The organism is Stutzerimonas stutzeri (assembly GCF_009789555.1).
In the GTDB taxonomy this organism is placed as follows: Bacteria; Pseudomonadota; Gammaproteobacteria; order Pseudomonadales; family Pseudomonadaceae; genus Stutzerimonas; species Stutzerimonas stutzeri_R.
This window is the reverse complement of the sequence record NZ_CP046903.1, coordinates 55,723-80,581: the sequence shown is the minus strand read 5'-3', so window position 1 is coordinate 80,581 and position 24,859 is coordinate 55,723. Positions and strand designations below refer to the sequence as shown.

Genomic DNA, 24,859 nt, shown 5'->3' with positions numbered 1-24,859 from the left:
AACGCACATGGCCGATTACGTCCATCCGTACCGCGACACCGAGTTCGTGCTCAATGAAGTACTGGGCTTCGAGCGCCTATGCGCCGAGCTTGGCCTGGGCGATATCAACAGCGAGCTGGCGGCGGCAGTGCTGGCCGAGGCGGGAAAACTGGGCGCCGAAGTGCTGGCGCCGCTGAACGCGATCGGCGACCGGGAAGGCGTCCGGCTGACCGAGCACGGCGTCAAGGAGGCGCCCGGTTTCGCCGACGCCTATCGGTTGTTCAGCGAAGGGGGCTGGTGTTCGCTTACCGCGCCCGAGGCGTTTGGCGGGCAGGCGCTACCGAATGTGCTGGGGACCGCGGTCAGTGAGGTCTGGCACGCGGCGAACATGGCGTTCGCGCTTTGCCCGCTGCTGACCCAGGGCGCCATCGAGGCACTGGCGCATCATGCGTCGGCACCGTTGCAGGCACGCTATCTGCCCAGGCTGGTCAGCGGCGAGTGGACCGGCACGATGAATCTCACCGAGCCGGATGCCGGCTCCGATCTGGCGGCTGTCAAGGCGCGCGCGGTTCCCGAAGGCGAGCACTACCGCATCACCGGGCAGAAGATCTTCATCAGCTGGGGCGACCACCAGATGACATCCAACGTGATTCATCTGGTGCTTGCTCGCCTGCCGGATGCGCCTGCTGGCGTAAAGGGTATCTCGCTGTTTCTGGTGCCCAAGTTCCTGCCGAACGCCGCAGGCGAAGCCGCCGAGCCGAACGATGTGCGCTGCGTGTCGCTGGAGCACAAGCTCGGGATCCACGGCAGCCCGACCTGCACCATGAGCTTTGGCGAGCAGGGCGGGGCGATCGGCTACCTGGTCGGCGAGCCGCACGCCGGGCTGGCCTGCATGTTCACGATGATGAACCACGCGCGTCAGGCCGTGGGGCTGCAGGGCCTGGCGATTTCCGAACGCGCCTGGCAGGACGCCCGCAGCTATGCCCGCGAGCGCTTGCAGGGCACCCAGCGCGACGGCAGCCGCTACCCGATCATCCGCTTCCCCGATGTGCGCCGCATGCTGATGCAGATGAAGGCCTCGACCGAGGCCATGCGCGCCCTGGCGCTGCTCGCGGCGTCCGAACTGGACCGCGCCCGCCATGCGCCCGACCCGGCCAGCCACCGTGCCCGCCAGGGCCGCGTGGATCTCTACACGCCGATCATCAAGGGATGGCTGACCGAGCTGGCGCAGGAGGTGACCTCGCTGGCCGTGCAGGTTCATGGCGGCATGGGCTATGTCGAGGAGACCGGTGTTGCGCGGCATTTCCGTGATGCGCGCATCCTGCCGATCTACGAGGGCACCAACGGCATCCAGGCGATGGACCTGGTAGGGCGCAAGACCCTCGCCAACGAAGGAGCGTTGCTGGCCGAGCTGCTCGATGACATCGACACGACCCTCGGCCACCTGCGCCAGGATGCGCGCTGCAGCAGGCTGGCGGCGCCGCTGGCCGAGGCGCTGGCAGCTGCACGGCGAGCGCGCCAGTACCTGCTGGAAGGTGCTGCAAGCGATCCCGCGCTGCCCGGCAGCGTCGCCTTCAACCTGATGATGCTGTTGGGTTACCTGTGCGGGGGCTGGGCCATGGCGCGCTCGGCGCTGGCCGCGTCCGCCGCGCTGGCCGCAGGGCGCGGCGATCCCGCCTTTCTCGAGGCCAAGCTGGTCACCGCGGGCTTCTACACCGACCACCTGCTGCCTCGCACCGGCGCCCTGCTTGCCAGCGTGCTCGCCGGTAGCCACAGCACCATGGCGCTCGTCGAAGAGCTTTTCTGAACCGACCCGGCAGGTGCTCGCCTTACCCGCCGGCTGGGCGGCGGGCATCCGCTCCCGTGAGATCGAGAGGTTTTCCACATGAAAGTACTGATCGCCGTCAAACGAGTGGTCGATTACAACGTCAAGGTCCGCGTCAAGGCGGACAACTCCGGCGTTGACCTGGCCAACGTCAAGATGTCGATGAACCCCTTCTGCGAAATCGCCGTGGAAGAAGCCGTGCGCCTGAAAGAGAAAGGCGTGGCCAGCGAAATCGTGGTCGTCTCCGTCGGCCCGAGCGCTGCCCAGGAGCAGCTGCGTACCGCCCTGGCGCTGGGCGCCGACCGCGCCGTGCTGGTCGAGTCCGCTGATGAACTCAATTCCCTGGCGATCGCCAAGCTGCTCAAGGCCGTGGTCGACAAGGAGCAGCCGCAACTGATCATCCTCGGCAAGCAGGCGATCGACAGCGACAACAACCAGACCGGGCAGATGCTCGGCGCGCTGACCGGCTACGCCCAGGGCACCTTCGCCTCCAAGGTGGAAGTCGCTGGCGACAAGGTCAACGTCACCCGCGAGATCGACGGCGGCCTGCAGACCGTCGCGCTGAACTTGCCGGCGATCGTCACCACCGACCTGCGCCTGAACGAGCCGCGCTACGCGTCGCTGCCGAACATCATGAAGGCCAAGAAGAAGCCGCTGGAAACCCTGACGCCCGAGGCGCTGGGCGTGACCACCACCTCGACCGTGAAGACCCTCAAGGTCGAAGCGCCGGCTGCCCGCAGCGCCGGTATCAAGGTCAAGTTCGTGGCTGAACTGGTCGAGAAACTGAAGAACGAGGCGAAGGTGATCTGATGGCTATCCTGGTTATCGCTGAACACAACAACGCGGTCCTGGCGGCTGCAACCCTGAACACCGTGGCGGCGGCCACCAAGATCGGCGGCGACATCCACGTGCTGGTCGCCGGCAGCGGCTGCGGCGCCATCGGTGAAGCGGCGGCCAAGATCGAGGGCGTGTCCAAGGTGCTGGTCGCCGACGACGCGGCCTACGCCAATCAGCTGCCGGAAAACGTCGCGCCGCTGATCGCGCAGCTTGTAGGGGAAAGTGGGGCGAAAAATTACAGCCACGTGCTGGCTCCGGCCACCACCAATGGCAAGAACTTCCTGCCGCGCGTGGCGGCGCTGCTGGAGGTCGACCAGATCTCCGAGATCATCGCCGTCGAAAGCGCCGACACCTTCAAGCGCCCGATCTACGCCGGCAACGCCATCGCCACCGTGCAGTCCAGCGCCCCGATCAAGGTCATCACCGTGCGTGCCACCGGCTTCGACGCGGTGAACGCCGAGGGCGGCTCAGCGGCCGTCGAGCAGGTCTCCGGCAGCGGTGACGCCGGCAAGTCCGCCTTCGTTGGCGAAGAGCTGGCCAAATCCGACCGTCCGGAGCTGACCGCGGCCAAGATCGTCGTTTCCGGCGGCCGCGGCATGCAGAACGGCGACAACTTCAAGCACCTGTACTCGCTGGCCGACAAGCTCGGCGCCGCAGTCGGTGCCTCGCGAGCCGCGGTCGACGCCGGCTTCGTGCCGAACGACATGCAGGTCGGCCAGACCGGCAAGATCGTCGCGCCGCAGCTGTACATCGCCGTCGGCATCTCCGGTGCGATCCAGCACCTGGCGGGCATGAAGGACTCCAAGGTGATCGTCGCGATCAACAAGGACGAGGAAGCGCCGATCTTCCAGGTCGCCGACTACGGCCTGGTCGGGGATCTGTTCGAGATCCTGCCGGAGTTGGAAAAGCTCGTCTGAGTCGAAGTAGGTATCATTAATCGAAACCATCGGCCTGTAGCCAACGGTAATAGGCGAACTAGGCGGCTGTCTGCGTTCCTTTGCCTGTCCTGAGAAATAGACCACTAACGGTTGTTTCAGGGAAATACGGTGGTGTACGAATTGACGACGGTCTTCGCAACTCTCTGCGGAGCAAGCACTTGCTCCGCTATGTTGTCTGCTGGCTATAGTATTGCTTAATGGTTATATGGGGCGCCTCGAGGCGGAAATACTGGATGACGGTACTTCTGCTGTAGATGAACCATAATCCATGCGCTTTTGTTGGTGCAATCTTTAAGCGTGCGTCGGTTGCCGGGTATTAGTAAATGAAAGGCTACCGAGACAGTAAAGGTTTGAAGTGAGCAGCCTTCAAGTTAATCAGGCGAGCTACAATAAAGCCAACGTCTAACCGAGTCGCATTGAAGCCAATTTAGTCAATAAACGTCTTTATCTATAGCGCGCCTCGGTTGCATGCGGCTTTTGATTAGGAATGCAATGGCGGGACATTAGCGCTTGCACGCTTACCGTGGCGCATTGAAATCCAAAATATCCAGTTGCTCGGTCAGCCAGCGATATGCCTGATATGTGCTATTAAATTTACGAACTAGGGTGCGTACACCTTTATCTATGTTACAGTCGCGGAGCGTGAGGCCAAGACCTTCTTCGTCGATTTCGTAGGTCTTTGCTTTCATATCGCCGAGCTGCATCGCAAGCAGCCTAACGTCATCGAGTGAGTGAATGGGGGCGATGCTGTGCTTGCGCACGTAGGAGCGTACCTTCTCTGAAAGCTCATTGAAGTCATCTGCATTAATGCGGTGGACTATATCATCTGAATCTGGGATTTGCTCCGGATAGTCATCATCAAGTGATACGCAGTGTTCCACACCGTGAATGCTTGCTACTAGGTATTGACCGCCGACTTCGTCGCGCTCGCGGTTAAGAATTAGGATAGACATGTTTTTTCCTCAGGTTGTTGTTCTGTTCATTATTCTAAGTTGCTCCGCTTAAAAAAGGCAATAGGCTATACTGTATTTTTATACAGCCCATGGTTAACGCCCCGGAGGCCGTTCGGCTGGCTATCTAGTGAGTGTCCGGCCCAAAACCCATAATTTAAAAGTGGCATAAGCAGTATGTCGTGGGCAGTGGTGTCTCGGTAAGCGATTGCGCCAGTCCGTCGCCGCCCCAGGCTGTGAGCGCAATTTAAAATTACTCTACTTGGTTCTCGCATTTTAAAATGTGAATCGGCTGAAAGAGTGGAAGCACCTGCTCATACCCAGCGCTGTTCAGTCGGTCTATGTGCTGCTCCCGGCGGGTCGTCTTGTGGGGTCAGGTAACATGGTGCGTCCTTGGCCAACGAACCAAAGTCCGGAATGCGATATAGAAATGATAGAATTTTTTCGCCTTTGCAATACTTGGCTTTTGGGTTATATAAAAATAATGTTTTGGCTGTTGTTTTTTTGTTTTCGTATTTGCGATAATTGATTGTGTGGCATGTGTCACCAAATAATAAGAAGAATATTATGAATGCAGAGACTCAAAGCGCCTACATCAGTTTGGCCAGTAACTTCTATGCGACTCGAATGCAGGGCGTTGAGCTTGATGAGCTCAATATTATTGGTGCTTTGCTTCGGGCGGCTCCTGATTACCGCCCGGACTATTATCGGCGCTTACGTAACGCTTTGGCGTTTGATCAAAAGCGTCGAGGCAATTTCTGGGCTGCCCAAGAAATCAATCGGACGCTCAATCCGGTCACTGTGTTAAATCTGCCGCGAAAGAAAAAACAGCGACGTCCGCAGAAGCTTTCTTCCGCTGATTTCGAGACGTGGCTACGGTGTCTGGCTGAACGAGATATGCCTGTCGAAGCGGGAGCGTTAATGGTGATATCTCTTACCGGAGCGCGACCATGCGAGCTTAACGGAATTTCCATTGATGGCCGGCGCATCCATATATCTGGTGCGAAGCTTAGCCACAAAGGTTTACGCGGCGCTAGCCGAACGCTTGAGGCTGATGGAGACGTCTGCAATATCTTGAGAAACGCTCTCGCTGCTTTTAAATGTCAGCCGCGCAGTATGGATTCTATACGCATTGCGCTTCACCAAGTCGCTACTGAGCTATTCGGTAGGAGGAAGGTGCCGAGTATGTACACACTTCGTCACCAGTTCGGCTCAAATCTGAAAGCCTCAGGCATGTCCGCAATAGAAATGGCATACGTCATGGGGCACCAGGCTACCGATTCGATTAGCCGCTATGGCGATAAAAGATTTGGACATGCAGAAGCGGTTAAGGTTAAGCCTGCAAGCGATGCTGACTTTTCAAAGGTGAGAGATACAGTGCCTGCTCGAATGCGTGCGGACGTCGTGGCCCTTAATGATCAGCGAGACTTGGATCGTAGGTCTGAGGTCGCTGACCGCTGAGGTGATGTGGTCATTTCAGCGGACAATCATGAATTCCTTAGGGAAACTCTGAAGAAGACTTCCTGATTTTGGCAAAATGTCCGGACTCCACCCGCCGAGTTTTCCGATGAAGCAGATGACCTTCGCCGACGCCGAGTACGCCGGCAAGCGCAAACAGACCCGCAAAGAGCTGTTCCTGATCGAGATGGATCAGGTAGTGCCGTGGAAAGGTTTGGTCGCTCTGATCGACCCGCGCTACCCCAAAGGCGAGGGTGGTCGTCCGGCGTACCCGTTGATGGCGATGCTGCGCATACATCTGATGCAGAACTGGTTTGGCTACAGCGACCCTGCGATGGAGGAAGCGCTGTACGAGACCACCATCCTGCGCCAGTTTGCCGGACTGAGCCTGGAGCGCATTCCGGATGAAACCACCATCCTCAACTTCCGCCGCCTGCTGGAGAAACACGAACTGGCTGCCGGCATCCTGGCTGTGATCAATGGCTACCTAGGTGACCGAGGTTTGTCGTTGCGCCAAGGCACTATCGTCGATGCAACGCTGATCAATGCGCCAAGTTCGACCAAGAACAAGGACGGCAAGCGTGACCCGGAAATGCACCAGACCAAGAAGGGAAACCAGTATTACTTCGGCATGAAGGCGCATATCGGCGTTGATGACGAGTCCGGCCTGGTGCACAGCGTGGTGGGGACGGCAGCCAACGTTGCAGACGTTACCCAGGTCGACAAACTGCTGCACGGTGAGGAAAACATGGTCGGTGCCGACGCGGGCTACACCGGCGTAGAGAAGCGCCCGGAACATGAAGGCCGTGAGGTGATCTGGCAGATCGCGGCCCGTCGTAGTACGTACAAGAAGCTGAGTAAGCGCAGCGCGCTGTACAAAGCCAAGCGCAAGATCGAGAAAGCCAAGGCCCAGGTGCGTGCCAAGGTCGAGCATCCGTTCCGGGTGATCAAGCGCCAGTTCGGCTATGTGAAAACACGCTTCCGTGGCCTGGCGAAGAACACGGCACAGCTGGTGACACTGTTCGCGCTGTCGAACCTGTGGATGGTGCGCCGGCATTTGCTGACGAATGCGGGAGAGGTGCGCCTGTAATGTGGGAAATGGCCGCTGCGAGGTTATCGCGGCGGCCGAAACACTGAAATGAGCGGGTGATCTGATCGTTTTTGATTGGTTTGCCGCTTTCAAAATCGGCGACGGCTGAAGTCGACTGAAAATACAGGACTACTTCAGACCATCCCTAGGCGCTTACTTGGCTGGCCTAGCTGCCCAGTCACAAGCGTTCATCAACATGTCGCTCCGCCGTAATGATGGGTAGTCCGGGTCATGCCGAGATGAAGGGAAAATTCACTCACTTCGCTCGTAACGTGTTGATGCCAAGAGAATTTACCAAATAGACCGCACAGCCTCTGATCGTGGACTATCTTTTCTGACTCCTCAGAAAAGGAGTTCCTATGGCTTCATTAGAGCGTACGGCGTATCCCACTCTGCCAAAGGCGTATTCAAAAGCTGAGCTGCAGCGAGATTTTTCGTTCTCAGATGATGAGATTAAATGGGTACGAAGCAAGTCCAAGGCCCCTTTTCACCTCAATCTCGCCGTTCTCCTCAAGACCTTTCAGGTGCTCCGGTATTTTCCTGATATCACCGACGTACCTGATCAACTGGTGGATTTCATTCGCGGAGAGTTGGGTCAGCGTAGCAAGGTGAAACTCGCGGAATACAAGTGGTTCCAGCAATATCGCCACATGAACGCGATCCGAGTTCGCCTCGGTGTGACGAGGGTAGCGTATGTCGGCACGCCCAATGTATTCGAGCGTAGAATTCACCTATGGATCAAAAGGTTAGAGAGGAAGTGAGTGAAATTTTCCCTTATCTCGGCACGCACCCTAGACCGGGATCGGCCGAGCGGGTGTGGTGACGGCATCTCGCGCCGCTTGGGTGGTCGGCACGCTGCTCGGCGCAGCGTGGTTGGCGCAACCAGTGAGTGTTGCCATTAGAAGTGCGTAAGCAGTGAGTCGCTTCTGGTAGCAGTGCACAGCAATTTCCTTGATGCCGATTGACTGCAGATAGCTTGCCCCTGGTAGGGAAAATCCCAAGGCCCTCATGCGCGCCGCTTACTCTTCGCACGCCTTACGTTGTAGCCCTTGACCCATTGCTGCATCGGCTCGCCTGGCGGCACCGACGCAACCGTGTTCACCCACTCGCGCTGGATTGGCTCAGCCATGAACGCCTGATAGGCGCCTTGCGCCCACATGGGACTTTTGCCTTTCATCTGGGCATACCCCAGCAGCTCTGCGTAAGCGTGTTGCTTCGTGTTCGGGGCCAGCTTGGTCTTGCGGTCTGCCAATTTAACCAGAACGCCAGCTGCTACCTCCACGCCGGCGTCGATCTTGATCTCGAACCCGCAGCGGGGACAGATCAAGCCGGTCATCACATAGCTGCAGGTTGGGCACGGCTTGGTCTTAGCTTCCTTGTCAGGGTTGTTATCCGGCTTGGCCCGATCTACCGGGTCACCGTCACCCATGTCGAGCCGGTCTGGTAGCGGGTCAGTGGGGAGCCCGTTACGCAGAAGATTCCCCGCATGATCGATGATGATGCCGTTGGTCTTGCCTTCGAATATCCGCAAAACCCGTCCCAGGATCTGGTAGTGCAACATCAGGCTCTTGGTCGGGCGGGCGATCACGATGCACGAGGTCCGGGGGTCGTCGAACCCTTTGGCTAGCATCCCGACTGAAACCAGCACCTTAATCTTGCCAGACTTGTAGAGCCGAATAATCTCGTCGGATTCGTCAGAGTGCATGTATCCGTCGATGTGCGCGGCCATTACGCCCGCATTGAAGAACGACTCGGCAAGTTGCTTGGCGTGATGGACATTGCAGGCAAAGACCAGTGTTTGCCGGTTCTCGCCCAGCTGCTTCCAGTGGCTTACGACATCCCCGAGGATATCGGCGCCGCCCATGACGCGGGCTAGCTCATCTTCAGCCCAGTCACCGCCAGTCGATGTTCCTACACCTTTCAGGTCAGGCACATGCGGGGCGTAACACTCGGCAGGGACTAGGAAGCCTTGGTCTGTCAGCTGCTTAGTGCTGATGCGATTGACCAGACGGTCATAGATTTTGCCGAGCCCCCGCTTGAACGGCGTCGCGCTCAATCCGATCACCGGCACCTTGTTCTTGCGGCACCACTGGATCAGATCCTGATGCGCCTTGAACAGGACGTGCGCCTCATCGATCACCACCAGCTTGGGCGGCTGAGTTCGCAGCAACCAGTCCAGGCGCGGCCCGAGTGACTGAACCGTTGCCACCTGAACCACTTTCGAGTAGTCGGTGCACGGGTGATTCGACTGAATAGCGCCGGCATATATGCCATCGGCGTGGAAGCGCGCAAGCGTCTGATCAAGCAGTTTGACGCTATCGACTATGAACCAGACCTTGTTCTGCTTTGCCGCCGCATTGGCGATGACGTATTTCGCGACCTCGGTCTTGCCCGAGCCGGTAGGGCTCATGAGCATCTGCACGAGGAATTGCTGGCGGATTCCCTCGCGCAAATCTGAAACCTGATCGTTCTGGTAAGCCCTGAGCTGCATGGTGCCTCCCTGAAGTGCTGACATCAGGAGAACACCGCTTCTGGGAAACCCAAGCCCGGCCGGCTGAGGAGTGCCGGCACACCATTTCTCGGGTTCGCTGCCCACGGCTGGTCCCCGGCGCGACGGGCACCTCTATGGGCTGTATCGGCAATTCGCGAGATCTGCGGCGCCTACCTGAGCACTGGGCTCGCCCCACGCCGGCCCCGCATACGCGTCTGCGATAAGTGCACGAGCAAAGCCAGATCAGCAACCCGCCCTGCAGTAGCACGGCTGTGTTTCATCACCTCATAAAATCACAGCATAGATAACGTTATGTGGTATCATGTTATTCGTTATCTGTTATTACGTTTCGGAGCACACCATGGCCAACATCACACCGGATAGGGTTTTCGCTGCAGCAGATGCCCTTGAGGCCTCAGGCAACCGCGTCTCTGTGCGCTCCGTGCGCGATCACCTTGGTGGGGGCTCCCCAAACCAGATCACCCCACTGCTCGCCAGCTGGCGTGCACGCAAGCCTTCAGTGGCGGCGCCGGAGATCCAGCTGGACCCTCGCATCGTCCAGCTCATTGCCGAGCAAGTCCGCGCAGCAGCCGGCGAAGCCGCTGTTCGCGCCGATGAGCGCGCAAACGAGGCCGAGGACACCCTGACACTGTGCCAGCAGGAAAACAGCGAGCTGGCCGAGCAGCTGGCCACGACCCTCCGCGCCCTGGACGAAGCCCGCGCCAAGGTCGAGCAGCAGGCAGGGACCATCAGCGAGATCCGCGAGGAAATCGAGCGCGTGCGCAGTGAAGCCGAGGAAGAGGTGGAGGCAGCCGACACCAGGGCAAACCGTGAGCGAGAAGTGGCAGAGACGGCGCAGCACGCCCTGGCCCGCGCCGAACTGCGGCTCGAATCCATGCCTCGCCTGGAAGGGGAAGTGGAACGGCTCCGCACCGCGCTCGACGAGGCACTGTCCGGTAAGCAGTCGGCAGAGCAACAAGCGGCAGTCGCCGCCGCCAAGCTCGATGCCGCTATCCAGCGTGTGTCGGCAGCAGAAGAGCGCGAGCGTGAGGCACGCCAGCAGCAGGCAGCAGCTCAGGAGGCAGCCGCCCGTGCCAATGGCGATGCCCACCAGGCCCAAATCACTCTGCAGGCCGTGCAGGCGCGGCTTGAGTCCACCAGCAGAGAACTGGAAACCGCCAGGGGCAGCTTGAGCGAGCTGAAGGAAGAGCTGAAGGAGCTTCGCGCTGAGAAGAAGCCAGCAAAGAACGGTGAGCAGGGCTAGGCGCCCTCAGCAGCGCGCTTGGGGTAATTCCTGCCAGGAGGTGGTGTAGGACGGGCTCAGAAGCCTCTGCCGCATCACCCATCCGCCGCCCTCATGATCGCTGCCGAGGCGAATAGCTCCCCTGCCCTGTCTGGCATTGATCGCATCCATCACCTGCATGACAGCCTTGCTTCCGCTGCGCGGCGCCGGTGCGAAGAGGTCGCCGGTGATGGCACCCCGCTCGACGAACTGACTTAGGATCACACCGGCCTTGGCATAAGCCACACCTTCACGAAACATCGCGCCGAGCCCTTGCTGCGCTGCTGCAACCAGATCGCGTGTGTCATCGGTCGGGTACGGCAGCGCCATGATCCGCGTTCCGCTGAAGCGCTCGCCGGGGGCAAAGGCACTGCTTTGAGCGAAGACCTGAATGCAGTTTGCCAAACTCCCCTGGCCGCGCAGCTTGGCAGCAGCAACCGAGGTGTAATGCGCCACGGCGCTACGCAGGGATTCCAAGCGGTAAATCTTCTCCCCGAATGTCCGTGAGCTGATGATCTGCTGCTTGCGCTCCGGCCCTGTGTCGCCAAAGGGAAAACATGGGATACCGCACAGCTCGCGCGCGGTACGCTCGACGTAGACGCTGAAGTAGCGGCGCAGTAGCTTCGGATCGGCGTTGGCCAGCTGCCAGGCGGTCTTGATGCTCAGCTCCGATTCAAGTCTCGCGCTCAACCTCCGGCCAATCCCCCAAACCTCTCCAACCGGCGCATAGCGGAGTAGCTTTTCCTGTCGCGAAGGGTCGGTCAGCAGCACCACGCATCCCGTCTTGGCCTTCCATCTCTTCGCCGCCCAGTTGGCCAGCTTGGCGAGCGTCTTGGTGGGGCCGATGCCAACACCCACCGGCAAGCCAATGCGCCGCATCACTTGTGCCTGCGCCTGCCGGCCCCAGGCCTCCGGGTCGGCAATACCATCGAGCCACGAAAAACATTCGTCGATTGAGTACGGGGAGATTCGAGGCGAATGCTCCTCCAGGATGGCCATCATGCGGTTGCTGAGCGATTGGTAGAGCGAGTAGTTCGAGGAGAAAATCTTCACCTGATTTCGGGCTTCGAGGTCGCGCAGCTCGAATACCGGCTGGCCCATTTTTATGCCGAGCGCCTTGGCCGGGTCATTACGGCTGACCACACATCCATCCCCGTTGCTGGCGACCACCACCGCAGAGTCACGCAGCCACGGCTCGAACAGGATCTGCGCCGAGCAGTAGAAGAGTTGGCGTCGATCAAGGCGATAGTCATGGCAGCCAGCCAGCGGGGTCAGTCCTGATCATCGTCCAGCAAAACCCGCCGCAGGTAGCTTTGCAAGGCGCCGTCCTCAATGCTCCAACTGCCGTGGTCGAGGTTACCGATCAGTTCGGCTCGCTGCAGGCGTTTGAGCGCTGACTGCACCTGAGTCGTCGTAGGCGCTATTCCGCTGGGGAGTTCATCACCGAGCCTCTTGCGGTATTCAGCCGAGAACAAGGATTCGCCAGTGAGAATGCCCACAAGCAATGCCTGATCCAGCGGAGCCAAGCTCTCGATCAGGGTGGCAAACTGGCCTTCGTCCAGCATGGAAGCCCAGACGATTTTATCCGCCTCAACTACGGGCAGGTTTTGCGTCAGGCTCAGGTTGTAAATCTCGCGCAAATGCTTGGGCATCATTCCCCGCCGCACGTACAGCGAGAACGCCTCGGCAGCTTCCCAGGTTCGGCCGGTGGCCTCGAAATACAAGGCGGCAAGGTGCTGCGCGAATTCCATACCCAGCTCCGGGAAACTGACCTCCGAGCCGTACTGGTAGAAAGGGGCTTTGCTGCGCCGGAACATGCGCGCCAGGCCATGCTGCGAAGAGCCGGTAAACACGGCATAGACTTCACCCTGCGCGCCCTGCAGTAGCGTGCGCAGCGTGGCGGTAAACGTCTCGAATTCCTTGCGCGTGGCGAGGTGCTGAACCTCGTCGATGATCAGCAGCGCCTTGCCTTTGCCGAGCTGGCTGAATCGTTCGAACAGCTCGGGCAGAACAAGCCCCGCGTCGTCCGCCAGATCGAGGCCAATGGATACTCCGTCCGTGCCGGCACCGGCGTTCACGCCACTGATCACCTGACCGGGCCTCGTAAACCGTAGCAAGGTGCGCCGGACAAAGCCGGTGCCATGAATGGCCTCCTGCAATGCCCGCGCGATAACTCGCTCCGGGTGATCCTTGTCCAGCCATAGGTCAGCGGTCGCAACAAGAAACCCCTTGTCTCTGGCCATCGGAATGAGATCGTTGCGCACGAACGTGGTCTTGCCTTTTCGACGCGGAGCGAAAATGGTCGTTGCAGTCTGGATGTTGTTCTCGAAGCCCAGCAAAATGGACTCGGCCAGCGCGTGTCGGGGGAAGTGCAGACGATCCTTGGTGGTCATGAATATGCACCTTTATGCGATTCTGAATAATTATTCATTTTATGCATAATCCAGCATAAACCCAACCCCCCGCAACTCATCTGGCGGCGCCCATCTGGCGCAACACCCAGATGCACACCCCCCACACCTCCAAGGTTTCTGCCTCGCCCAGCACAATCGGCGGATACGCCGGGTTCGTGGCCACGAGGGAGAAATTGCCTTGTTCATCCTTGGCCAGCTCCTTGACGGTGAACTCGCATCCGATGATGGCCAGCACCACATCGCCGACCTTGGCCTCCTTCGCCTTATCCACCACCAGGATGTCGCCGTCGCGGATGCCGGTTCCGAGCATTGAGTCCCCTGACGCGCGGAAGAGGAAAATCGAGCTGGTCGGCCTGATACCCACCAGCTCATCGAGCGATAGATCCGGTACCGCGTAGTCGGCCGCAGGCGATGGGAACCCGCAGCTCACAGGCCCAGCCAGGGGGAGCGGTTGACTTGAGGCGCTTGGCGAGAGCTTGGCAGTGAGCGGGATCATGATGCGAAACCAATACTGTACATACAGACAGTATTCTAGTGCGGCAGCCTGAATCCTGAAACGAGTTTTTCCCCTGGGAATTCCAGTGATTGCTCGCCTTGGGTTTCGCCGGTTCCATGCAAGCCTGTTCTCGCGGGGATTGGCCCCGCAAATAATCACAGCGGAGTCACCAATGGACGAGGCTGGAAAAGCACGCGGTCGCAAATTTGCGGCCCAAATTGAGAGCGCTGGGTGGGTGCTGGACGCCGGTCAGGAAGATGTTACGTCCTCGGGAGGCTTCTGGCTCTATTCCTACAGCATTCCGCAGGGCTCGCGTCTGGTTGCTCAGCTGACACCTGAGGGGTATCGCGCTATGTGCTCGGGCGAAATGCTGAAGCATGCTGCCGGGCTCAGCCCAGTTGATGTGCTAGCGGGCGCCTTGTCTCATTACGATGCGCTGCGCCCAGAAAAACGGGATCGGGCTTCCTCCCGTGATCTGGCGCTGGCTTTGGCTCTGTATGCCAGCCATACCCAAACGCTCAAGGCTTTGCCAAGGCTTCAAGGTGGCCTATCGCTGCACTTCATGGTCTTCGATTGGCATACCGCTCAGGGCACCCGAATTCTGAAGCCAGGTGCAGCACCTCACCCCTCCCCCATTACGCCCGCCGAACTGGAAGTTTTTTCCGCGCGTGTGCTGTTTGAGCACTTGGTCAAGAACCCGAACGAGCAACCTGCATAGAACCGCTTTCAGGGAGGAATTTTCTTCTGGGTTTTGTAGGCATGTACGGCCCTCGCTGCCGGTAGCTAAGCAAAGGCGCGCCGGCTCAGCTTGGGTTTCTTCGGGTCAGCGATAGCCTGGAAGCAATCCAAACAGCGAGGACACCCGTATGCAACCCCTCAACTTTTCATTGATCTTCAGCGGCACCGTCAACCCGAATGGTGGTGATGAGGAGGCCACTGGGATCGCCATGCAACGAGGCGAGTTGTACGCCAATCTTGAGCAGATCGTTTGCGATATCACAGGCAAGGGCCTGGTCACTGGTGACACGCCCGCCACTCTCGAAGATCACTCTCACCGCGTCCGTATCACTGAAGGCCGGTTCGACATGATGGCGATGCCCGTTATCTCGACTGCGCACCTGGACCAAGCTACTGCTCAAGAGCTGAGCGATAAGCCGGACGCCTGTAGCTGGGCCATCGTCGCCAATTACGGCGCTGGCATGTTCATTCGCTTCTTGGAGCAAGAGGGGCTGGAAGCAGAGCTGCCGCAGTGTGCCGCTGATATTCGCCAGTGGCTCAAGCGTCAGGGGCTCGATGGCTGGGTGCGCCTGGATCGGGACTGGGATGCCGTTGATGTCCTGAAGACCTACGAGTGGTAGTGCCAGTGGCCCTTGATCGATTCCATTTGCTCGGGCGGCGTACCAGTGCCGCCTCCTTGGTACTGCGGGGATGCTTCCATGGAAAAGAGGTGGTCGAGGTTGCGCCCTGGTCCGGTGAACAAACGGACCATTGGCAGACCACTGTCCAGCTGCGCTCGGAAGGGACCACCGCCATCGTTCAGTTCAACCTGTTTTTCCCGAATGGCGGGGAAGATCCTAATCGTGTGGATCTGATCCGACTGCCGAACCAGGAAGCATCGAGATGACGATTGAGCGTGTTAGCGGCCAGCGACCATACGTTGCGAGCTGGCAGGCGTATGGCGGACACATGATGTATGTCGGTGTTTTCACCTCAAATCTCTGCGGTCAGGTGCTGTTGGCAACCGCAGAGTCCTCCGAAGCGGCTGGGTTTGTGTCCGGTAAAGCTTGCGCTGCCGCACTGATGGCGTTCGGCTTCAAGGTTTGTGGGATGCAAATAAAGTTTCATCCTAACGGGAACGATTTGCTGGGCTGGCTGGGAAGCTCACTGCCCGACCTGTACCTAAAGTCTCATCCTAATGCCTCGCAGCGGCCTTCAAATGGTCGGAAAACCCCGGAGCCATGCGAATAAAGTGTCATCCTTACCTGAAATCGTAAGTCGTTGATTTCTATTGTGACCTTGCTAATTTCCTCCCTGATTGCGGCCTTGCAGGCCGCAATCATTGGGGGTTCCAGGGGGCGGACAAGGCCAGAACCCGATTGCTCGGGATGACACTTTATTTCTAAGGATGAAACTTTATTTGCATCCCACAAGGTTGACGGCGAAACGTGGATTGATATCGCTCCGATGTGCGGTCAGTTGGCGCTGTTCTGACCGCCCTACTCTGCTTGGGGCTGGAATTGTGATTTCACTGGGAACCCGCATGCAAAGCAGCATTCGTTGCTCGCAAATTTGCGTGCTCCATAGTTGCCTGATCTGAGGTGCTGAGCAGCCAAGGTCCGCTCTTCCCCTGGTAGGGATGCCCTGTCGCTGCTAGCTGGCAAAGTTGGTTCGCAGGAGGTGAGGGTCGTGGTATCAGGCCCCAGGCCGGGGCTCGATCCCGCCTTGTCCACAACCACCTGCCCTTTTAAATCTTTTTTTCTTGTTTTATGGCTTGTTTTTAAAAGCTTTATCGGAACGCTCCAGCCCTTCTACCATGCGGGTTTCAGAAGGGTCATGACTACAGATTCCCACCTTCATGACTACAGATTCCATGTCTCATGCCTACAGATTCCAGTCCTCATGACTACGGATTCCATGCTTCGTGCTACAGATTCCATGCGCTATCCACAGGCAGGTGCGAACGCGGGTTGAAGGGGCGAGGTCAGGGCTACAACAAAACAACCAATTTGTAAGGCTCAATCTTACGCTTTTCTTGTAGGTTTAGGCTTTCGGCACCACCGAAGGCCGCTAAATCATTGATCTTCAAACAGTTTTCCTTTTATCGGAACCTTGAACAACTTCCGATTGTCTCGCTGGCCTCACAGCTACAAATTCCATGCTGTGAGCATGATAAATGTCACGATTTTGAGCCGCAGATCGGTCGATGGGTGCGGTCTGATGACTACAAATTCCATGTTAAGCAGCGCTCCGAACGGGCTCATGACTACAGATTCCATGTCGTAAGCCAGGCTTTGGAGCCCTCATGACTACAGATTCCAGGTGGAAAACCTCCCTCTCTCGGCGTCATGACTACAGATTCCATGCGAAACGAGCGGATCGGAACGCCTCATGACTACAAATTCCATGTTCCCAACCAGGGCGGCGTGGCCTTATGACTACAGATTCCATGCTGACATGACCTCAGGAAAACCTCATGACTACAGATTCCAGGTCGAGAAGATCACCCGCATCAAGCTGTCATGGCTACAGATTCCATTACCTGCCGGCACCGTGCGAGATATCTGCAGGATGGTCGGTTGGGGTTTCCGGGAAAGGCCTTTATGCTCAACACCCTGAATGACTTTTGACCGGGATTGAGGCATGGGAGACATCATCACGACTGATAGCGTCGCCACTGAGCCAGACAGCGACACCAGCAATGAAACGATGATTTCGCCTCACGTTGTCTCCAAGCACAACGATCTGGTGGGCGCGTCCTATCGCTTGTCCGTGGCTGAGCAGCGGCTGATCCTGCTGGCCATTGCCAAGATCGATTCGCGCAAGCCCATGCCCAACGGGATCGTAGTCACCGCGCACGACTTCATGAGCCGGTACACGGTCAACAAGAGCGATGCCTACACCCAGCTCCAGGACGCCGCCAAGCAGCTGTTCAACGCCAAGATCACCTCCATCACCGGGACTGGCAAAGGCCGGGCGATCCACGAGGTCCGCTGGGTTGAGCGCTGCACCTATGTCAAAGGCGAAGGCCGGGTAGAGCTTCTTTTCTCCACGACCGTTAAGCCATATCTCTCCAGGCTGATCGGCCATTACACGTCCTACGACCTTTGGCGTGTTTCCGGCATCGAATCAACCTATAGCTTTCGACTCTTTGAGATGCTGATGCAGTACAAGTCGAAAGGATGGCTTTACATCACAGTTGAGGAGCTGCGCCGGCGCCTTCAGCTCGGCGAGACCTATGAGCGCTTTAGTAATCTGCGCAGTCGTGTAATCGATGCTTCAGTGAAAGAGCTGCGCAATAAATGCAGCATGGAACTGGACTACGAGTTAATAAAAGAGCACCGGACAGTTAAGGCAATTAAATTCAACTTTAGACTGCTCGATCAAATGACGCTCCAGTTCCAGAAAGGGAATTTTCCCCCTGAGGACCTTGAGCAAGACATGAACGATATCATTGCTGAGCCCGAAAGTTAGGTAGCGTTGATTTGGGTATTTAAGCCCGCGCGGGACAATTTGGTCATTTCCTTATAGGTGATGACCATGTTGAGCAACATACCCGCAACAGAGCCAGAAGTAATCCCTGCCGATATTATAGACACGTTCTATGCTCCGGTCGCTTTCGACCGATTCTCCTCCCTTGTCTCAGCTTATGAGGCAACCAAGAAAAAGATATTGGAAGTGCATGCTATCTACACCCAAGAGAATGTCTCGGGTGTTATGCACTACTTTTTCAATGGGAACAGTAAAGACAAGTACGGCCACTCGGCAAGTCTTCGTCACACAAACTCGTTCTCCGAGATATTTCAACTCCAAGGCGCCCTGTTTGAGCTGGAAGCCACATACTGGGATAAAGCGCTGCGGGAAACGGACCTGATGGACTATATGCCGCAGGAGCGCCGTAATCAGTGGAATGAAATCCTGAACGCCTGGCGTGACCATAATTATGTAAAGGGCCAGAACCCAGAACGTGATATGCCGGATTTTAATATCGACAATCTTCGGAGCACGATCATTTCTTTGCAGGCTCGGAGAGCCGAGTTCTTGGCTGAGCGGGTAGATGGAATATTCAAGGGAATATCGCGTCAGCACGTAACGAATGTTCCAGAGGGATTCTCCAAGCGCATGATCATGAGTGGCGTGTTCAACGAGTGGGGAAGCACGTCGCATGATCGCGAGGGGTATATCCACGACCTGCGGATGGTGATCGCGAAATTCATGGGTCGCGACGATCCCTGCCGATCTTCAACGGGACGACTACTGCAGACCGCACGCGCGGCGTCTGGAGAGTGGATCGAAGCGGACGCCGGCGCATTTCGGGTGAAGGCGTTCAAGGTGGGCACAGCTCACCTGGATGTGCATCCTGAGATGGCGTATCGGCTCAATAGCATCCTTGCTTATCTGCACCCTGCAGCCATACCTGAATCGTTCCGCAAGCGGCCGAAGCGGGCACCTACAGGCACATTCAAGAACAGGCCACTGTTTGATCGGCCATTTTCAAATGCGGTAGGGGCTCTGCTGGCCCAGATCGAGCCTTTCAAGAAGATGGTTAAGTCTGAAAGCTTCCGTCGCGAATACGAATACATTCCGGTGCGTAACGCGGTGTCCCTGCCCTTCTCCTGCCGTGAGCACAGCAAGCATCTACGGGCCGAGGTCGGAGCCGTCATGCAGGCGCTCGGCGGCGTGCTGACGCCATGCGCGGAACAACCCAGGATCACGTATTGGCAGTTCGATTTTGATGCACTGGACCTGATCCACGAAACTGCCGCGTTGGGGGTCCTGCCGGATCAGCGGTCACATCAATTCTTCCCCACCCCCGAGGCGGTAGCACGCCAACTGGTGGATTGGCTGGATATCGGCCTGCTGGATACCGTGTGTGAGCCTCAGGCTGGTCAAGGAGGCATTGCGGATCTACTACCGAAGGATCGTACCCGGTGCGTAGAGATCAGCCCCCTGCACTGCGAAATCCTGCGCAAGAAGGGACATCAGGTCATCGAGGGCGATTTCCTCGCCTGGAGCGCTGGTGACGCCTTCTCTGTGATCGCGATGAACCCACCCTATAGCGAGGGGCGTTGGCAGGCGCATCTGCAGCATGCGGGCACTCTGGTAGCCCAGGGCGGGCGTATTGGTGCGGTGCTCCCTCTGAGTGCTCGCGGCAAGGCTGCGGATCTCCTTCCAGGCTTCGACCTTGAGTTTTCGCAGCCAATCGAGAACGCATTTGCCGGTACGTCTATAAGCGTGCTCCTTCTCAAGGCAACTAAGCGCTAAGAGTTGGGATTCGCCAAAGCTCGATCATTGTAATCGAGCACGACTTATCGCGCCTATCAGCGGATAGGCGCAGATATTGGGCTAAGAGAAATATCGGTGCTTTATGAAATGGTTTTATTGGCTAATTGTGCTGTACCTGATGATCGCTCTTTATGGTGCGGTCAGATCACAGAGTCATTGGAATGCCGTCAGTATCATCACTCAGTTACTGATTTGGATCTATATGTATCGGGCACACAAACAGGAAAAAATATCCAAAGAAGGAAATGACATATGAGCAGCTTCACTATCAATCGCGTTCCGGGTGGCGACTATATGAACCCAGCACAGAAAGAATTCTTCGAGGGCGTGCTGCGGGCTCGCCTTGGAGAAGTGGCTGATTCAGCGCGTGCTGCCAAAGAAGCATTGGCAGGCCTTGGCATTGCAGCGGACGCGTTAGATCAAGGCCTTATCGAAGAAGAACGAAACACGCTTTATCGCACCTTGGAGCGTTTGAATGCGCAGAGTGCCGAAATTACACGAGCTATCCAGGCAATCAAAGATGATGAGTATGGATGGTGTGAAGATACCGGCGAAGAAATCGGGCTAGAACGACTGATTGCTCAGCCCACTGCGAAGTTAAGCGCTGTGGCACAGGCGCGAATGGAGTCTGCAGCTGCTCACTATAATCGGTAAAATAAAGGTTTGACTAATTCGATTATTGTTATATTGTTGGCGTTAGAGTTTGAATTGATATGAGGTGGGTATGCTGGTGAGTGAAGAGATTAATTTTGACACGCTGTTGCGCTTCGATGGTAATGACCAAGTAAAAATGCACGCGGCGCTCCGGGGTTGGATGGACCTTGCCCAAGAGCAAAGAGCTTTATTGTGGAGATTCTACAATCTTTCAGAAGTGCTCACTGCACAAGACGTTCCGCGTGTAGAAAGTGCGCTGATGATTATTCGTCAGATTCGTGCGCGCATTGCCAATCTTGTTGAGCAATTTGCATTGACCCCGTGCGTGAATGTTCTAAAGAGTGCACTTGAAACATTGGACTCCTGTGCTAATGACGCAGAAAAGTACGCCAAGTGGATTCTTTCGTTCTACTACGAGCACAACAACGTCATGTTGTAGGACGCATGAAGAAAGAGTTACAAAACAAGACCTGCCCTCTGCAGGTCTTTTTTTTGGGGGGGCTTGGGTTATGGCGGACCTGGGATAGAGTCTATAGATAAATGTTCAGTGGGAAAAACAATGGTCGGTCGGACGCCAGTTGTCTCCGGTAATGGGCTCTATCATCAGTTCGGTGCCAATCATGCTGGTCGCGATTTCGTGGTTGGTGACCTTCACGGAGAGGCTGAAAAGCTCAATGAACTGCTCTGCATGGCGCGGTTTGACTGGGATTCTGACAGGATTTTTTCTGCTGGCGATCTGGTTGATCGTGGCCCTCTCTCACTCCGAATGGCATTGATGACTCGCCAGCAAGGCTTCATCGCTGTGCGCGGGAATCATGATCAGTGGTGTATTGACGCAGGTTTAGAAGGTGATGCGCCGGGGCATATCAATAATGGTGGCGACTGGTTTTATGAATTAAACGTACTTGAGCGAAGTATGGTCGCAAGGCTTTTAAATAAGCTTCCAGTTGCACTTTCGTTTATTGGGCCGTGCGGAAAGAAATACGGATTAGTTCATGCCGAATGCCCTCATCACGACTGGACCCACTTTGAGGAAATACTTCGTGGTGAGTGGGGGAATAATGTGCGCGCCCACTTCGCCTCCAAGGCTATCTGGAGCCGAAAGCGCTACCAGCAACTTGACGCTTCCCTGGTGCGCGGTGTTGAAGCGGTGTTCGTTGGCCACACGCGGGTCGATCAGGTCAAAACCATTGGCAACGTCTGTTACCTGGACACTGGCGCCTGCTTTGAGGGCGGCCGGTTGACCATGATCGAGCTGATGCCGAACGGCGCCCGGCACGTCTATCAGGTGTAAATGTGGGAGAGGCTGTGGGACAGATTGAGCCGGAACGGGCAATGGGCTGTAAATATGCGCTCTACAGGTCGTTTGTACGCAGATACTCTATCTGCGTACAAAGCGTGAAATCTGACCCTGCTGCTGGCCCTGCGGTGCCGAGATTTGAATTTTGCATAAAAGGATCAGCATGGAATCAGTAGTTGCAACCGTCAGTGCAGTGATCGAGGACGGCATATGCGCAGCAGCCATCAGCATGGCCTTGGATCAGGACTTCACCCAGGTGCGCGCGGAGATGGAGGTGCGCGCGATATACCTCAGCGCATCGCAGCGTCCGTTGTTCATAAAGGATGCAGTCGCTCACCTGGTCATCGAAGCCATCGGTGCGTTTGCTGAGTCCGAGGGGTTCACAGGCAACCGCCGTGCAGGTTTTGTCCGCGCCTGGCTGGGCTGCCCGGTTGGTGCGCACGGATCTTCCGACACGCTCGCCGGCTGGCAGGCAGGCTTCAGCCACCCGGCCAAGCCGCAACTTGAAACCTTCCTTGGAATCGAACCATGAGCAAACTGACCCCGAAGTTTGTGAAGGACACGACCACACCCGGCGCCTATCAGGATGGGCGGGGCTTGATACTGCGTATCGCGGAGACAGGGCGGAAAAGCTGGGTGTTCCGATATTCATTCCACGGGGATCGGCACGACATCTCGTTGGGTACCTACCCTGCCCTCTCTCTGCGTGATGCCCGGCTTGCCGCCGACGCTGAGCGAGTGACGATCTCGCAGGGGAAAAATCCGCTGGACCAGCGCTACGCCATTCGCCAGAAATCGGCTGCCAGCAAAAAGGCGGGAAAGACGTTCAAGTCTGAAGCCAAGCAGTACGTCAGGACTCACTCTGCCTCTTGGAGCCCGGCGTATGCTCAGGATTGGGAATCGAGCCTGGAGAATCACGTATTCAATGTTATCGGCATGCTGCACCCACGCGATGTACACACCGATAACGTCCTGGCTGTTCTCGAACCCATCTGGCTGCAGATTCCAGCTACCGCAAAGCTGGTCCGCAATCGCATCGAGCTGATTCTGGATGCTGCCAAAGCCAAGGGGCTGCGTGAGGGCGAGAATCCGGCCCGCTGGCGTGGCCACCTCGACAAGCTGCTGGCCAGGCAATCAAAGAGTAAGCGGCCCTTCCCCGCCTACCCTTGGCAGAAGATCCACGGGCTATACAGCGATCTCATCACCCTGGATGGGAGTGCTGCCCGCGCAATGGAGATGGTGATTCTCACTGCCTGCCGAAGCGGTGAGGTCCGTAATGCCCAATGGCATGAGTTCGATTTTGCAGAGCGCATCTGGACGATCCCTGCAGAGCGCATGAAGTCTGGGGTAACACATCGGGTACCGCTCACCGAGGCAATGATCGAAGTTCTCGACAGTGTGAAAGGGCTCGATCCTGTCTGGGTTTTTAAGAAGGGTCGGGGCTCAGGCCCTTTGGCGGGGAATGCATTGGGCCGCGTGCTGAAGAAGATCAAGGCCGGTGATTGCGTCCCGCATGGGTTCCGCTCGACCTTCAGGACGTGGGCGGCAGACGCTACCGATTTCCCGCGAGAGGTCTGCGAAATGGCTTTGGCGCACGGTCTGAGTGACAGGGTAGAAGCAGCGTACAACCGCGCGGAGTTGATCGATAAACGCCGGCTGCTTATGCAGCAGTGGAACGATTTCTTGATGGGTACCAGAGAGCAGCAAGAGGCTGCTTAATGCAAACACGCTGGGATAGGCATCTCATGGGAGGCCTCCATTTGAGCAATGGTGGCCGTCATGTAGATGACTGTGGTTGTAGGCCGGAGCTGGGCAATGGCGGGTTTAATTCTCTGCCCCAGGCAATGAGCAGCAGCTGCATCTGCAGCAGCGTGCCAAAGTAGCTAGGTCGGCGTTGCACCATGCATCAGGTAGCCTGCTGCATGTGCATTGTTGAGCGAACCAGTGCGATAGCTGAACTGGCATCCAACCATGGAGAGATCTTACGGATCTGCAAGAGAAACAAGCTCGTGACAAAGAAGGCGTCTGCAGCCTCAATCGGTACAGCTTTCACACCCCCGCCCTTCTCGAAGACCTTCGTGAACACCTTAGTACCCTGGCGCTCCATAGAGAAGCCTTTCGTTTTATCGGCACCGTGAGAAGAGAACTCGCAGGATTGGCGAGCGCCAAGCAGTACGGCCGCAACCACGGGTAGCTCAGCGCGCGTCATTTGAATGCGAGTTTTCTGCCCCCAGTTGTAGGATCGCGGTCCCGTTGCACTTGCAGCATCGAGTGCAATGGTTGGCACCCCACCACGGGTAACATCGGCTTCAAAGCATAGCGCGGCTTTGCCACCGTAGACGTGGAACTTCGCACGATCACTCATCAGATTGTTCTCGTCACGTTGGCTACGGCCCTGGTCATCATCGTTAGTTTGGCCATCCATACCACCTTGATCATCTTCCTCATTGGCCGACAGTATTTGCGCGGCTGTTAGCGATGATCTGACATATTCCAATGCGTTCGGGTCATCGAGCTGGTTGAGCGAGGCGATCAACTTACCGCGATCAGCATGATCAAGAACCACCTGGATCTTTTCGCGCGGGATCACTGGCAAGCTGAAGCGCATTAGCTGGTGATTGATCTGGGCAAGAGTTGGATTCTGATTGAGTGCGACTGAGCTATTCATGGAACCCTCCGGTTTTTCTTAAATCTATCCTAGATGACCAGAAACCCAATGGCTTGGGATATAGCAGCTTGGCCGTACAGTCGATCTAGGCATTGACTGGAGAGCCTGTATGGAAAACATCTTAAAGCACATTTGCTCTGTAAAAGAGATATGCAATGAGTGCCCGTTTCTGAAAAGTAACCGTGATGCTGAAGCATTGAGTATTCGCCGGCATCATCTGTCTGAAATGAAAGGCGACCTATTTTATCGCCCCAACTGCCGCAAGCACGCTGACGTTGCTGACGGTGGCGATAACCCTATGTGTCGAGGGGCAGCGGTCTACATGCATAAGACCAAACAACTTAACGCAGCACTAAAGGTAGCGCTCGATAGCGGGGAGATCAAGGAGGAAGAGCTTGTAGCCGAGCACAATAAGGTTATTTGAAATCTACTGAAACTCAGCAAAAGAATAGAAACAAAAAAGCCAGCTTAGCG

The 24,859-nt window shown here is 57.0% G+C and carries 23 protein-coding genes and 1 pseudogene; 18 read left to right on the top strand and 6 right to left on the bottom strand.

Annotation, left to right across the window (positions count from 1 at the left end; translation table 11 throughout):
* Nucleotides 1-7: 7 nt before the first annotated feature.
* From GQA94_RS22310 to GQA94_RS22300, 3 genes are all read left to right on the top strand, one after another.
* Nucleotides 8-1,786 (top strand): acyl-CoA dehydrogenase, encoded by a 1,779-nt coding sequence (locus GQA94_RS22310; RefSeq protein WP_047883034.1) that lies wholly within the window; start codon nt 8-10, stop codon nt 1,784-1,786.
* 78 nt (nt 1,787-1,864) lie between these two features.
* The gene (locus GQA94_RS22305) at nt 1,865-2,614 is read left to right on the top strand and encodes an electron transfer flavoprotein subunit beta/FixA family protein (RefSeq protein ID WP_042909930.1); all 750 of its coding nucleotides are present in this window, start codon (nt 1,865-1,867) and stop codon (nt 2,612-2,614) included.
* A complete protein-coding gene (locus GQA94_RS22300; RefSeq protein ID WP_047883033.1) occupies nt 2,614-3,558 on the top strand; it encodes an electron transfer flavoprotein subunit alpha/FixB family protein in 945 nt (314 codons plus the stop codon). The genes GQA94_RS22305 and GQA94_RS22300 overlap by 1 nt, the downstream gene beginning before the upstream one ends.
* A 539-nt stretch (nt 3,559-4,097) precedes the next feature.
* Here the strand turns inward: GQA94_RS22300 and GQA94_RS22295 are convergent.
* On the bottom strand, nt 4,098-4,532 hold the full coding sequence (locus GQA94_RS22295; protein ID WP_003291593.1) for a hypothetical protein: 435 nt from the start codon (nt 4,530-4,532) through the stop codon (nt 4,098-4,100).
* A gap of 564 nt (nt 4,533-5,096) precedes the next feature.
* Between GQA94_RS22295 and GQA94_RS22290 the strand changes: the two genes are divergently transcribed.
* From GQA94_RS22290 to GQA94_RS22280, 3 genes and pseudogenes are all read left to right on the top strand, one after another.
* On the top strand, nt 5,097-5,990 hold the full coding sequence (locus GQA94_RS22290) for an integrase (RefSeq protein WP_047883032.1): 894 nt from the start codon (nt 5,097-5,099) through the stop codon (nt 5,988-5,990).
* A gap of 106 nt (nt 5,991-6,096) precedes the next feature.
* Nucleotides 6,097-7,077: an IS5 family transposase gene (locus GQA94_RS22285; RefSeq protein ID WP_047882739.1), complete on the top strand. Its 981-nt coding sequence runs from the start codon at nt 6,097-6,099 to the stop codon at nt 7,075-7,077.
* A gap of 359 nt (nt 7,078-7,436) precedes the next feature.
* Nucleotides 7,437-7,760, top strand: a pseudogene (locus GQA94_RS22280) (DUF4158 domain-containing protein); the annotation flags it as partial.
* A 323-nt stretch (nt 7,761-8,083) separates the two neighbouring features.
* Here GQA94_RS22280 and GQA94_RS22275 read toward each other — a convergent pair.
* A complete protein-coding gene (locus GQA94_RS22275) occupies nt 8,084-9,568 on the bottom strand; it encodes a DEAD/DEAH box helicase (protein ID WP_019406703.1) in 1,485 nt (494 codons plus the stop codon).
* A 361-nt stretch (nt 9,569-9,929) separates the two neighbouring features.
* On the opposite strand from GQA94_RS22275, the gene GQA94_RS22270 reads away from it, so the two are divergent.
* Nucleotides 9,930-10,832, top strand: a complete 903-nt coding sequence (locus GQA94_RS22270) for a DNA-binding protein (RefSeq protein WP_019406702.1) — start codon at nt 9,930-9,932, stop codon at nt 10,830-10,832.
* A gap of 6 nt (nt 10,833-10,838) precedes the next feature.
* On the opposite strand, the gene GQA94_RS22265 is transcribed toward GQA94_RS22270, so the two are convergent.
* The 3 genes from GQA94_RS22265 to GQA94_RS22255 all read right to left on the bottom strand — a co-directional run bounded on the left by GQA94_RS22265 (nt 10,839) and on the right by GQA94_RS22255 (nt 13,760).
* Nucleotides 10,839-12,020 (bottom strand): DUF4113 domain-containing protein, encoded by a 1,182-nt coding sequence (locus GQA94_RS22265; protein ID WP_423835466.1) that lies wholly within the window; start codon nt 12,018-12,020, stop codon nt 10,839-10,841.
* A 101-nt stretch (nt 12,021-12,121) separates the two neighbouring features.
* On the bottom strand, nt 12,122-13,243 hold the full coding sequence (locus GQA94_RS22260) for a hypothetical protein (protein ID WP_040137971.1): 1,122 nt from the start codon (nt 13,241-13,243) through the stop codon (nt 12,122-12,124).
* A 76-nt stretch (nt 13,244-13,319) separates the two neighbouring features.
* Nucleotides 13,320-13,760 (bottom strand): LexA family protein, encoded by a 441-nt coding sequence (locus GQA94_RS22255; RefSeq protein WP_080902098.1) that lies wholly within the window; start codon nt 13,758-13,760, stop codon nt 13,320-13,322.
* Nucleotides 13,761-13,932: 172 nt separating this feature from the next.
* Here GQA94_RS22255 and GQA94_RS22250 point away from each other — a divergent pair, with 172 nt between their 5' ends.
* The 10 genes from GQA94_RS22250 (at nt 13,933) to GQA94_RS22205 (ending at nt 23,436) form a co-directional block, all read left to right on the top strand.
* The gene (locus GQA94_RS22250; RefSeq protein WP_040137966.1) at nt 13,933-14,478 is read left to right on the top strand and encodes a hypothetical protein; all 546 of its coding nucleotides are present in this window, start codon (nt 13,933-13,935) and stop codon (nt 14,476-14,478) included.
* Between the two features lie 148 nt (nt 14,479-14,626).
* Nucleotides 14,627-15,118: a hypothetical protein gene (locus GQA94_RS22245; protein ID WP_044315039.1), complete on the top strand. Its 492-nt coding sequence runs from the start codon at nt 14,627-14,629 to the stop codon at nt 15,116-15,118.
* Nucleotides 15,119-15,380: 262 nt separating this feature from the next.
* Nucleotides 15,381-15,728, top strand: a complete 348-nt coding sequence (locus tag GQA94_RS22240) for a hypothetical protein (protein WP_063542205.1) — start codon at nt 15,381-15,383, stop codon at nt 15,726-15,728.
* Nucleotides 15,729-17,120: 1,392 nt separating this feature from the next.
* On the top strand, nt 17,121-17,951 hold the full coding sequence (locus GQA94_RS22235) for a replication initiation protein (RefSeq protein WP_063542203.1): 831 nt from the start codon (nt 17,121-17,123) through the stop codon (nt 17,949-17,951).
* 66 nt (nt 17,952-18,017) lie between these two features.
* Nucleotides 18,018-19,742: a DUF4942 domain-containing protein gene (locus tag GQA94_RS22230; protein WP_063542201.1), complete on the top strand. Its 1,725-nt coding sequence runs from the start codon at nt 18,018-18,020 to the stop codon at nt 19,740-19,742.
* Between the two features lie 273 nt (nt 19,743-20,015).
* Nucleotides 20,016-20,417: a TraR/DksA family transcriptional regulator gene (locus GQA94_RS22225; RefSeq protein ID WP_063542199.1), complete on the top strand. Its 402-nt coding sequence runs from the start codon at nt 20,016-20,018 to the stop codon at nt 20,415-20,417.
* A 70-nt stretch (nt 20,418-20,487) separates the two neighbouring features.
* Nucleotides 20,488-20,856 (top strand): hypothetical protein, encoded by a 369-nt coding sequence (locus tag GQA94_RS22220; protein WP_063542197.1) that lies wholly within the window; start codon nt 20,488-20,490, stop codon nt 20,854-20,856.
* 108 nt (nt 20,857-20,964) lie between these two features.
* The gene (locus GQA94_RS22215) at nt 20,965-21,711 is read left to right on the top strand and encodes a metallophosphoesterase (protein ID WP_155736335.1); all 747 of its coding nucleotides are present in this window, start codon (nt 20,965-20,967) and stop codon (nt 21,709-21,711) included.
* 169 nt (nt 21,712-21,880) lie between these two features.
* The gene (locus GQA94_RS22210) at nt 21,881-22,249 is read left to right on the top strand and encodes a hypothetical protein (RefSeq protein ID WP_044314877.1); all 369 of its coding nucleotides are present in this window, start codon (nt 21,881-21,883) and stop codon (nt 22,247-22,249) included.
* The gene (locus GQA94_RS22205; protein WP_044314876.1) at nt 22,246-23,436 is read left to right on the top strand and encodes a tyrosine-type recombinase/integrase; all 1,191 of its coding nucleotides are present in this window, start codon (nt 22,246-22,248) and stop codon (nt 23,434-23,436) included. Before GQA94_RS22210 ends, GQA94_RS22205 begins: the two co-directional genes overlap by 4 nt.
* 187 nt (nt 23,437-23,623) lie before the next feature.
* Here the strand turns inward: GQA94_RS22205 and GQA94_RS22200 are convergent, their stop codons facing one another.
* Nucleotides 23,624-24,385 (bottom strand): hypothetical protein, encoded by a 762-nt coding sequence (locus GQA94_RS22200; RefSeq protein WP_052816814.1) that lies wholly within the window; start codon nt 24,383-24,385, stop codon nt 23,624-23,626.
* Nucleotides 24,386-24,494: 109 nt separating this feature from the next.
* Here GQA94_RS22200 and GQA94_RS22195 point away from each other — a divergent pair, with 109 nt between their 5' ends.
* Complete coding sequence (locus GQA94_RS22195; protein ID WP_040138111.1) at nt 24,495-24,809, top strand: hypothetical protein; 315 nt, start codon at nt 24,495-24,497, stop codon at nt 24,807-24,809.
* Nucleotides 24,810-24,859 lie beyond the last annotated feature (50 nt).

What these genes read in the sequence shown, in the direction of transcription:
- GQA94_RS22310 (WP_047883034.1), top strand. Translation starts at nt 8, where the DNA reads ATGGCCGATTACGTCCATCCGTACCGCGACACCGAGTTCGTGCTCAAT.
- GQA94_RS22305 (WP_042909930.1), top strand. Translation starts at nt 1,865, where the DNA reads ATGAAAGTACTGATCGCCGTCAAACGAGTGGTCGATTACAACGTCAAG.
- GQA94_RS22300 (WP_047883033.1), top strand. Translation starts at nt 2,614, where the DNA reads ATGGCTATCCTGGTTATCGCTGAACACAACAACGCGGTCCTGGCGGCT.
- GQA94_RS22295 (WP_003291593.1), bottom strand. Translation starts at nt 4,532, where the DNA reads ATGTCTATCCTAATTCTTAACCGCGAGCGCGACGAAGTCGGCGGTCAA.
- GQA94_RS22290 (WP_047883032.1), top strand. Translation starts at nt 5,097, where the DNA reads ATGAATGCAGAGACTCAAAGCGCCTACATCAGTTTGGCCAGTAACTTC.
- GQA94_RS22285 (WP_047882739.1), top strand. Translation starts at nt 6,097, where the DNA reads ATGAAGCAGATGACCTTCGCCGACGCCGAGTACGCCGGCAAGCGCAAA.
- GQA94_RS22275 (WP_019406703.1), bottom strand. Translation starts at nt 9,568, where the DNA reads ATGCAGCTCAGGGCTTACCAGAACGATCAGGTTTCAGATTTGCGCGAG.
- GQA94_RS22270 (WP_019406702.1), top strand. Translation starts at nt 9,930, where the DNA reads ATGGCCAACATCACACCGGATAGGGTTTTCGCTGCAGCAGATGCCCTT.
- GQA94_RS22260 (WP_040137971.1), bottom strand. Translation starts at nt 13,243, where the DNA reads ATGACCACCAAGGATCGTCTGCACTTCCCCCGACACGCGCTGGCCGAG.
- GQA94_RS22255 (WP_080902098.1), bottom strand. Translation starts at nt 13,760, where the DNA reads ATGATCCCGCTCACTGCCAAGCTCTCGCCAAGCGCCTCAAGTCAACCG.
- GQA94_RS22250 (WP_040137966.1), top strand. Translation starts at nt 13,933, where the DNA reads ATGGACGAGGCTGGAAAAGCACGCGGTCGCAAATTTGCGGCCCAAATT.
- GQA94_RS22245 (WP_044315039.1), top strand. Translation starts at nt 14,627, where the DNA reads ATGCAACCCCTCAACTTTTCATTGATCTTCAGCGGCACCGTCAACCCG.
- GQA94_RS22240 (WP_063542205.1), top strand. Translation starts at nt 15,381, where the DNA reads ATGACGATTGAGCGTGTTAGCGGCCAGCGACCATACGTTGCGAGCTGG.
- GQA94_RS22235 (WP_063542203.1), top strand. Translation starts at nt 17,121, where the DNA reads ATGGGAGACATCATCACGACTGATAGCGTCGCCACTGAGCCAGACAGC.
- GQA94_RS22230 (WP_063542201.1), top strand. Translation starts at nt 18,018, where the DNA reads ATGTTGAGCAACATACCCGCAACAGAGCCAGAAGTAATCCCTGCCGAT.
- GQA94_RS22225 (WP_063542199.1), top strand. Translation starts at nt 20,016, where the DNA reads ATGAGCAGCTTCACTATCAATCGCGTTCCGGGTGGCGACTATATGAAC.
- GQA94_RS22220 (WP_063542197.1), top strand. Translation starts at nt 20,488, where the DNA reads ATGCTGGTGAGTGAAGAGATTAATTTTGACACGCTGTTGCGCTTCGAT.
- GQA94_RS22210 (WP_044314877.1), top strand. Translation starts at nt 21,881, where the DNA reads ATGGAATCAGTAGTTGCAACCGTCAGTGCAGTGATCGAGGACGGCATA.
- GQA94_RS22205 (WP_044314876.1), top strand. Translation starts at nt 22,246, where the DNA reads ATGAGCAAACTGACCCCGAAGTTTGTGAAGGACACGACCACACCCGGC.
- GQA94_RS22200 (WP_052816814.1), bottom strand. Translation starts at nt 24,385, where the DNA reads ATGAATAGCTCAGTCGCACTCAATCAGAATCCAACTCTTGCCCAGATC.
- GQA94_RS22195 (WP_040138111.1), top strand. Translation starts at nt 24,495, where the DNA reads ATGGAAAACATCTTAAAGCACATTTGCTCTGTAAAAGAGATATGCAAT.